Here is a 5,570-nt window from a genome sequence, read left to right on the forward strand (position 1 = left end):
TCAGACAGAGCCGCCCGGTTCTCTGCGGTCGCCAGTCCCTCGGTCTCGAACCGGCCCATCTGCGACGTGGATGCGGCATGCGCATCGACGGCACGGCCACCGACAACCTGGCGCATCACGGGATCGAGCGCGAGACGGTCGGCGTCATTGACGTCCCCGTATCCTGCCAACCGGCCGTAGACCGATTGCCGAAACAGCCCGTCGAGCCGGTGGATCGTGTTTTTGCCACGGCGATTATCGCACAGGGCAGCAGACGCCAGATTGGACAGACCGAGCGCGTCATCAAGCTCGCGCATCACCAGAAGGCCGCCATCCGAACTGAGCTGAGCGCCCCGGAATTCCAGCCGCACGCGAGGGTCAAAATCCACACGATCTGCCCGCTGCAAGCCCGCACCCTCTGGGTGATCCATGAAACACATCCTCCGCAGCAACCAACGCCATGATATATATAGAAAATATCACGTTCAAGACAGCGAAATCAGAGATCCACTTGGGGAATGCGGGAACAACATTCCAATGGAAACCAGAGCGCATAGTGGATCTGTCCCCGCCAGCCGTTCCCTGCTGGCACGCAACTCATCGGTCCTTCAGGACCGACTTTTTGGTCTCAGGCGCAGGATGGCAAAGTTGCACCACATAACATTTGTACGACCTTTTTTGCGTTACGGGTCGTTTTTCAAAACCGGCGCATCATCCGTAATCACCGCATCGAGCGGACCTTCGCCGTCGACGGAAAAGCTCATGTTCAGGACAAATACAATGAGGGCAAAAAAGACCACGACCACCAACCCGATCAATACCGGCCGGTGTTTTCGTTTCTGTTTGTCTACATTGGTGTTTGGGGCCGACATGTGTAGCTGACCTCGTGTTAAGTTGCTGTCAGATAGCCGAACGTTTTCCAGTCGGGGAATGTTCCATGCCATCCGTTCAGAAGGACGATTAAACCGCGAATAGCGTGATGAGCTTGGCGTGACCCTTTTTAACACAAAGGGTGGAAGGTAGACTGGGAACTTTTCGAAGGTCTGCCATAGTTTGGCTCCCCCCGCGCCACGGCAATCCGTCATACACGTAGTGCGAATGCTCTCACCCCCGAAAAATAGAATTTGCCTAGGGTTTCCGCAGTTTCTTGATGCTCTAGCGCTAGATGCCTGTCGCGCCTGTGCGTGAGCCTTCCGTTTCACGCTCAGGATTTTTTCGCAGGCGCTCAAGAAGATCCTTGAAACGATCCGGGACTGCCTCGTCGATCTGGTCCTGATACACCCGAGTAAGTGCCTGCCTTACCAGGAGGTGTGATCTTTCGTTACTGTGATGCTCGGCCATTATAAGCAGCCCCATGCCTTTTGAAAGTTGCAATACTTCGCGAAACGCAGTTTGCAGCGTTTAGTTTCACAAATTGTAAAATTTTTTCTGATGAACGCCACTGCCGCCCCGGCCAGTTCTGTGAGCGCGGTCAGTCTCAAATTGTCCCGCGTGCGGCCATACGTTTAAAGATAGATGCGCACTAGAATGTGCCGAAGGGCGCACCGTGACAATTGTCGATACTCGTTTCATGGATCAGTCGCTTTTCGACTGATACCGGCGTCGCGGAAGAATGTCACAAAGATGCATCTGAATTCCTTTCCGCGCACCATCCACCAAAATGGCGTGTGTGGGATAGAACGCTTTCATGGGCGTGATGTTGAGGGCGACGAACTTTCACGGGCCGGGGAACCGGTTGCGATCACACAGCGTTGCCTCAGCATAATCTTAACGAAACAAGGATGGTAAAAGATGAAACGGATATTAACCAGTACGGCTATGATCCTTGCGGTTTCGGGATCGAGCGTTTGGGCAGAAGCGCATATGGCCACAAATCGCGCAGATATGCACAGCAGCACCGCAATGAGTGCAATGTCGACTGATGAACTGGCACAGAACCAAGGCAAATTGATCCGCTCTCGGGATATAACCGGTGGCACCGTTTATACGGTCAACGCGGCCAGTGACGAAGGTTGGGACCCATTGGTTTCCTTCAATTCGGTCGACAACAGCTGGAGTGACATCGGCGAAATCGAGGATCTGGTTCTGTCGCGGGATGGTCAAATCACCGGCATCGTGGTGGAAGTCGGCGGCTTTCTGGATATCGGCGACAAACACGTGGTGATTTCCGTGAAGGATCTCAACCTCGTTGCAGTGGACGACCGTACCTACGCATATGTCACCCGTTTCAATGAAGAAGATCTGGAAGCGATGAAGGGTGTCGACGAAGGCTTCTGGGACTGAAAAAGTTTTTTTAACGAGTAAGTTCGCCGTAGCGAAAAATGTTCTGTGACGAGTAGAGAAAGGGGCCTTTTCAGGTCCCTTTCTTGTATGTCACCGGGCTCCTGTTGGAGCAGCGGCTCGGGCGGCTGTTGTTCGGGATGATCGGCGCGTCGATTACGGGTTTTGTCACCTGTTCCACGTTGTTTTCAGGCGATTGGCTGATTGCCGAACGATGGTGAAATCGACGGGACCGATGCCGGTCGCGCGCGCAGCGATCAGCGCGCCCCACGTCCCACAGAGATTGGCCAAGATCGCAGCCGCCAGAATGCCTGGATACCCCAATGTGAACATGCCAAGCCAGGCGAGAGGGATGTAGATGATGCCGATGCGGGCAAGGCTCAGACCCATCGCCCACTTGGCCTGCGAGCGACCGATCATCGCGGCATTTGCAACAAGGACGAACCCGTAGGTGCCTATGCTGCAACCTACAAAACGCAGGTAAGAGGCAGCATAGTCGGTCGATGATCCTCCTGCCGTCATGAATTGTGCCAGCGGCCTCGCGAACGTAAATAGAGTCAGACCAAGCACGACCCCGTAGCACAGACTGAACACTGCTGCGGTGCGCATGGCTTCGCGCGCGCGAAGTTTGTTACCCGCCCCCCAAGCCTGCCCCACGACCGGACCCACACCTGCCGCCAGTGCGGCGAAGGGGACGACCGCGATAGCCTGTACCCGTGCGGCTGCGCCAAACCCGGCGACTGCGGTATCACCCAGCACTGCAACGGCGGCCGTAACGATGGCCATGCCAGCGGGATTGATGGCACGCGACAGGGCGGCGGGCAGGGCCGTTCCCACAATCTGACGCACCGAACCACGCAATCCGTGCGCCGAGGTGAATCCTATCGAAATCATACGCCTACGTATAGAAAGAAACACGATCAGCGAGAACGCGATCGCCCGTGCCGCAAGTGTGCCGAGGCCCGCGCCGGCCATGCCCATCTCCGGCGCCGGGCCGGTGCCGAAAATCAATATCGGCGTAAAGGTGATGTTCAGTACCGCTGTCAGCACCATAACGCAGGCCACGGTCAACCCGTCGCCCGCCGCCCGAAAGGCGGAATCGAGGATCATCGTAACCACCAATATGGGAAAGCTGGCGATCCAGAAGGGCAAGTAGGCAAGGATGTTGTCCAGCACGGCTCCCTCTGCCCCCAGGAGGCTAAAGAGGAGCGGTGCGGCCAGCCAGAACAGCAGCGCGAACGTCAACCCGAAGGCCAGACCCAAAAGCGCCGCGTGCAGGGCAAGACGCCGTACCACGTCATCATCCTTCTGCGCGCCACGCGCCTGCGACAAGGCGGTGTTGGCGCCTGCGGCCAAACCCACGGAAAAGGCACTGACTGCCACGATAATCGGGTAGACGAAACCGACGGCCGCCAGCTCGGCCTCGCCCGCGCGGGCGAGAAAGAACGCATCGGACAGGCCGATGGCGATCACGCTGATCAGGCCAACGAGCATAGGCGCACTGACCCGTGCCATTTGTTCAGCGACTGAACCGCTGTTGAGATCCGCCTTTGCACTGTTCATGGTTTTCTTCCGTTCTCCGGATGATTTGCGGCCGGGTTCTGCCCCTTCGGTTTGATCATTGGAGCATCTTTGCTGGTGCAGTCCTGTGCGTCCAAGGCCAAACGCCTTCCGCCGTCATTGGGTTCAACACATTTTGAAAGATGAGATGGATACAGGAGACATCCGACCAGGTTGCCGTCGACGGCAGGGCTGGCTTTCGCGCGCGATTTGCTGAGCGGACCAAGGACGCTTTTGGCAGGCAAATTAAGCTTTGCACTCCGGTCCAACATGATGAAGTGCGAAGAGACGCCCGAAAGCTCTGGCCGGTAGGGGCGCGCACCGCTCTCATTGGGTTACTTAGGCAAATCTACCACTGTGATCCGACCTGGTGAAAACTTTGCGGAACTTATGGCGTCCGCATCCGTTGATCCACCGTCAGCAACGCGACAGAAAAGGAGTATCGAAATGAACCGCGACCAATTGGAAGGCAAATGGAAGCAACTCCAAGGCGAAGCAAAGCAGCATTGGGGTGAATTGACCGATGATGACCTGAAAGAAGTCGAAGGCAACTACGACAAGCTGGTGGGGCGCATTCAGGAAAAATACGGCAAAAGCCGCGAAGAGGCGGAGCGCGAAGTCGACGCTTGGCAATCGGAAAGCGTTTGAGCCATGCCTGACACGCACAGAACCGAAACAGAACCGCGCCAACAGCTTTTTGAAAAAATGGATGAAATCCATGCGGGTATGCTTGGCATAGAGGGGTCGGGCGCGCACATGCGACCGATGACCCATTTCATCGAGCCGGAAAAAAACCTGCTGTGGTTTTTGACCTCACGCGACACCGATCTTGCCCAGGAAGTCGGGCAGGGTGGCACAGCGCATTTCTGCCTGACCGGCGATGAGGGGCGATATTATGCGTGCCTCAGGGGGACAATTACCCAAAGTGAAAACGCCGCAAAGGTGGATGAGCTTTGGTCGCCCGTGGTGGCGGCATGGTTTAAAGGGCGCGATGACGCCGATCTCCTTTTGCTCAAGTTCAGTTTGCGAGACGCCGAAGTGTGGAGTGCCACCGAAAGCAAGGTTCAGTTTGGTCTGGAAATTGCAAAGGCGAACATGAACCGCGAAAAAATGCCGGACATAGGCGCCCACGAAAGCATCACGTTCGGGATTTGATCAATATGAAACGCGCGGCGCAACAGATAACGAAGTTGACTGCGCCGCGCGAGTACAATGAAGGCTTTCAAAGCCGCGAGGCAATGGCATCGTGTCTTGTCCGGACATGACGCACAATCCAGCCTGTTTCACCCGCCCCCAAATCAAAGCCGACCGACCTCTGCGACCCGAGTGTCTTACGATGACGATTGAACTTCACCTATGGACCTCAGCCGCGAAAGCCCAGGGCGCTGTGCCATCGTTGAGGCGGATTTGGGCGTTCGGCATGCGCCATGCCGTATCGGGTGGGGCTCCGAGGTTGACACGTATCGTCAGTTGGCCAGCCTGAAAGGGCCATCGCGCAAAGAGCGCACTTGGCCCGGTCTTGCGCACATGCGCAGCGGCGCATTGGCCTGATTTGAGCAGTGGAACGACCTTGTCGTGCCGAAAGCCAAGCAAAAGCCGCGTCAGCGTCAGCCAATCTTCTGCCTCAGTGATCGGCGCTGCAAAAGGACGGGAGGCTGCAAAGGTTTCGGGATCGATTGAGCAACCCCACGTCTGGAAATTCGGATTTGGCATGATCACGCATCCTGGCATTCCCATTTGATATAGGCCTT

8 protein-coding genes are annotated in these 5,570 nt (G+C 56.4%); 3 read left to right on the top strand and 5 right to left on the bottom strand.

The features are described 5' to 3' along the window. From LC354_RS26050 to LC354_RS26060, 3 genes are all read right to left on the bottom strand, one after another. Positions 1–410, bottom strand: a 410-nt coding sequence (locus LC354_RS26050) for a transposase (protein ID WP_223421634.1), incomplete at its 3' end; no start/stop codon positions are given. 252 nt (positions 411–662) lie between these two features. Further along, positions 663–851 carry a hypothetical protein gene (locus LC354_RS26055; RefSeq protein ID WP_223428877.1) on the bottom strand — a complete coding sequence of 63 codons (189 nt, stop codon included), beginning with the start codon at positions 849–851 and terminating at the stop codon, positions 663–665. A 289-nt stretch (positions 852–1,140) separates the two neighbouring features. Further along, on the bottom strand, positions 1,141–1,335 hold the full coding sequence (locus LC354_RS26060) for a NepR family anti-sigma factor (RefSeq protein ID WP_317849399.1): 195 nt from the start codon (positions 1,333–1,335) through the stop codon (positions 1,141–1,143). Between the two features lie 435 nt (positions 1,336–1,770). On the opposite strand from LC354_RS26060, the gene LC354_RS26065 reads away from it, so the two are divergent. Further along, positions 1,771–2,262: a PRC-barrel domain-containing protein gene (locus tag LC354_RS26065; RefSeq protein WP_223428879.1), complete on the top strand. Its 492-nt coding sequence runs from the start codon at positions 1,771–1,773 to the stop codon at positions 2,260–2,262. Positions 2,263–2,427: 165 nt separating this feature from the next. Here LC354_RS26065 and LC354_RS26070 read toward each other — a convergent pair whose 3' ends face one another. Continuing rightward, a complete protein-coding gene (locus LC354_RS26070) occupies positions 2,428–3,822 on the bottom strand; it encodes an MATE family efflux transporter (protein WP_223428880.1) in 1,395 nt (464 codons plus the stop codon). Between the two features lie 444 nt (positions 3,823–4,266). On the opposite strand from LC354_RS26070, the gene LC354_RS26075 reads away from it, so the two are divergent. Together LC354_RS26075 and LC354_RS26080 are read left to right on the top strand one after the other, a co-directional pair. Then, entirely contained in the window at positions 4,267–4,467 is a 201-nt protein-coding gene (locus LC354_RS26075; RefSeq protein WP_223428881.1) for a CsbD family protein, read from the top strand. A 3-nt stretch (positions 4,468–4,470) separates the two neighbouring features. Then, positions 4,471–4,974 carry a pyridoxamine 5'-phosphate oxidase family protein gene (locus tag LC354_RS26080; RefSeq protein ID WP_223428882.1) on the top strand — a complete coding sequence of 168 codons (504 nt, stop codon included), beginning with the start codon at positions 4,471–4,473 and terminating at the stop codon, positions 4,972–4,974. 195 nt (positions 4,975–5,169) lie between these two features. On the opposite strand, the gene LC354_RS26085 is transcribed toward LC354_RS26080, so the two are convergent. Then, positions 5,170–5,570: DUF3459 domain-containing protein (locus LC354_RS26085; RefSeq protein ID WP_223428883.1), on the bottom strand; the 401-nt coding region annotated here is incomplete at its 5' end.

This window comes from Tateyamaria pelophila, from assembly GCF_019966495.1.
GTDB classification, from domain to species: Bacteria; Pseudomonadota; Alphaproteobacteria; order Rhodobacterales; family Rhodobacteraceae; genus Tateyamaria; species Tateyamaria pelophila.

What these genes read in the sequence shown, in the direction of transcription:
- LC354_RS26075 (WP_223428881.1), top strand. Translation starts at nt 4,267, where the DNA reads ATGAACCGCGACCAATTGGAAGGCAAATGGAAGCAACTCCAAGGCGAA.
- LC354_RS26070 (WP_223428880.1), bottom strand. Translation starts at nt 3,822, where the DNA reads ATGAACAGTGCAAAGGCGGATCTCAACAGCGGTTCAGTCGCTGAACAA.
- LC354_RS26080 (WP_223428882.1), top strand. Translation starts at nt 4,471, where the DNA reads ATGCCTGACACGCACAGAACCGAAACAGAACCGCGCCAACAGCTTTTT.
- LC354_RS26060 (WP_317849399.1), bottom strand. Translation starts at nt 1,335, where the DNA reads ATGGGGCTGCTTATAATGGCCGAGCATCACAGTAACGAAAGATCACAC.
- LC354_RS26055 (WP_223428877.1), bottom strand. Translation starts at nt 851, where the DNA reads ATGTCGGCCCCAAACACCAATGTAGACAAACAGAAACGAAAACACCGG.
- LC354_RS26065 (WP_223428879.1), top strand. Translation starts at nt 1,771, where the DNA reads ATGAAACGGATATTAACCAGTACGGCTATGATCCTTGCGGTTTCGGGA.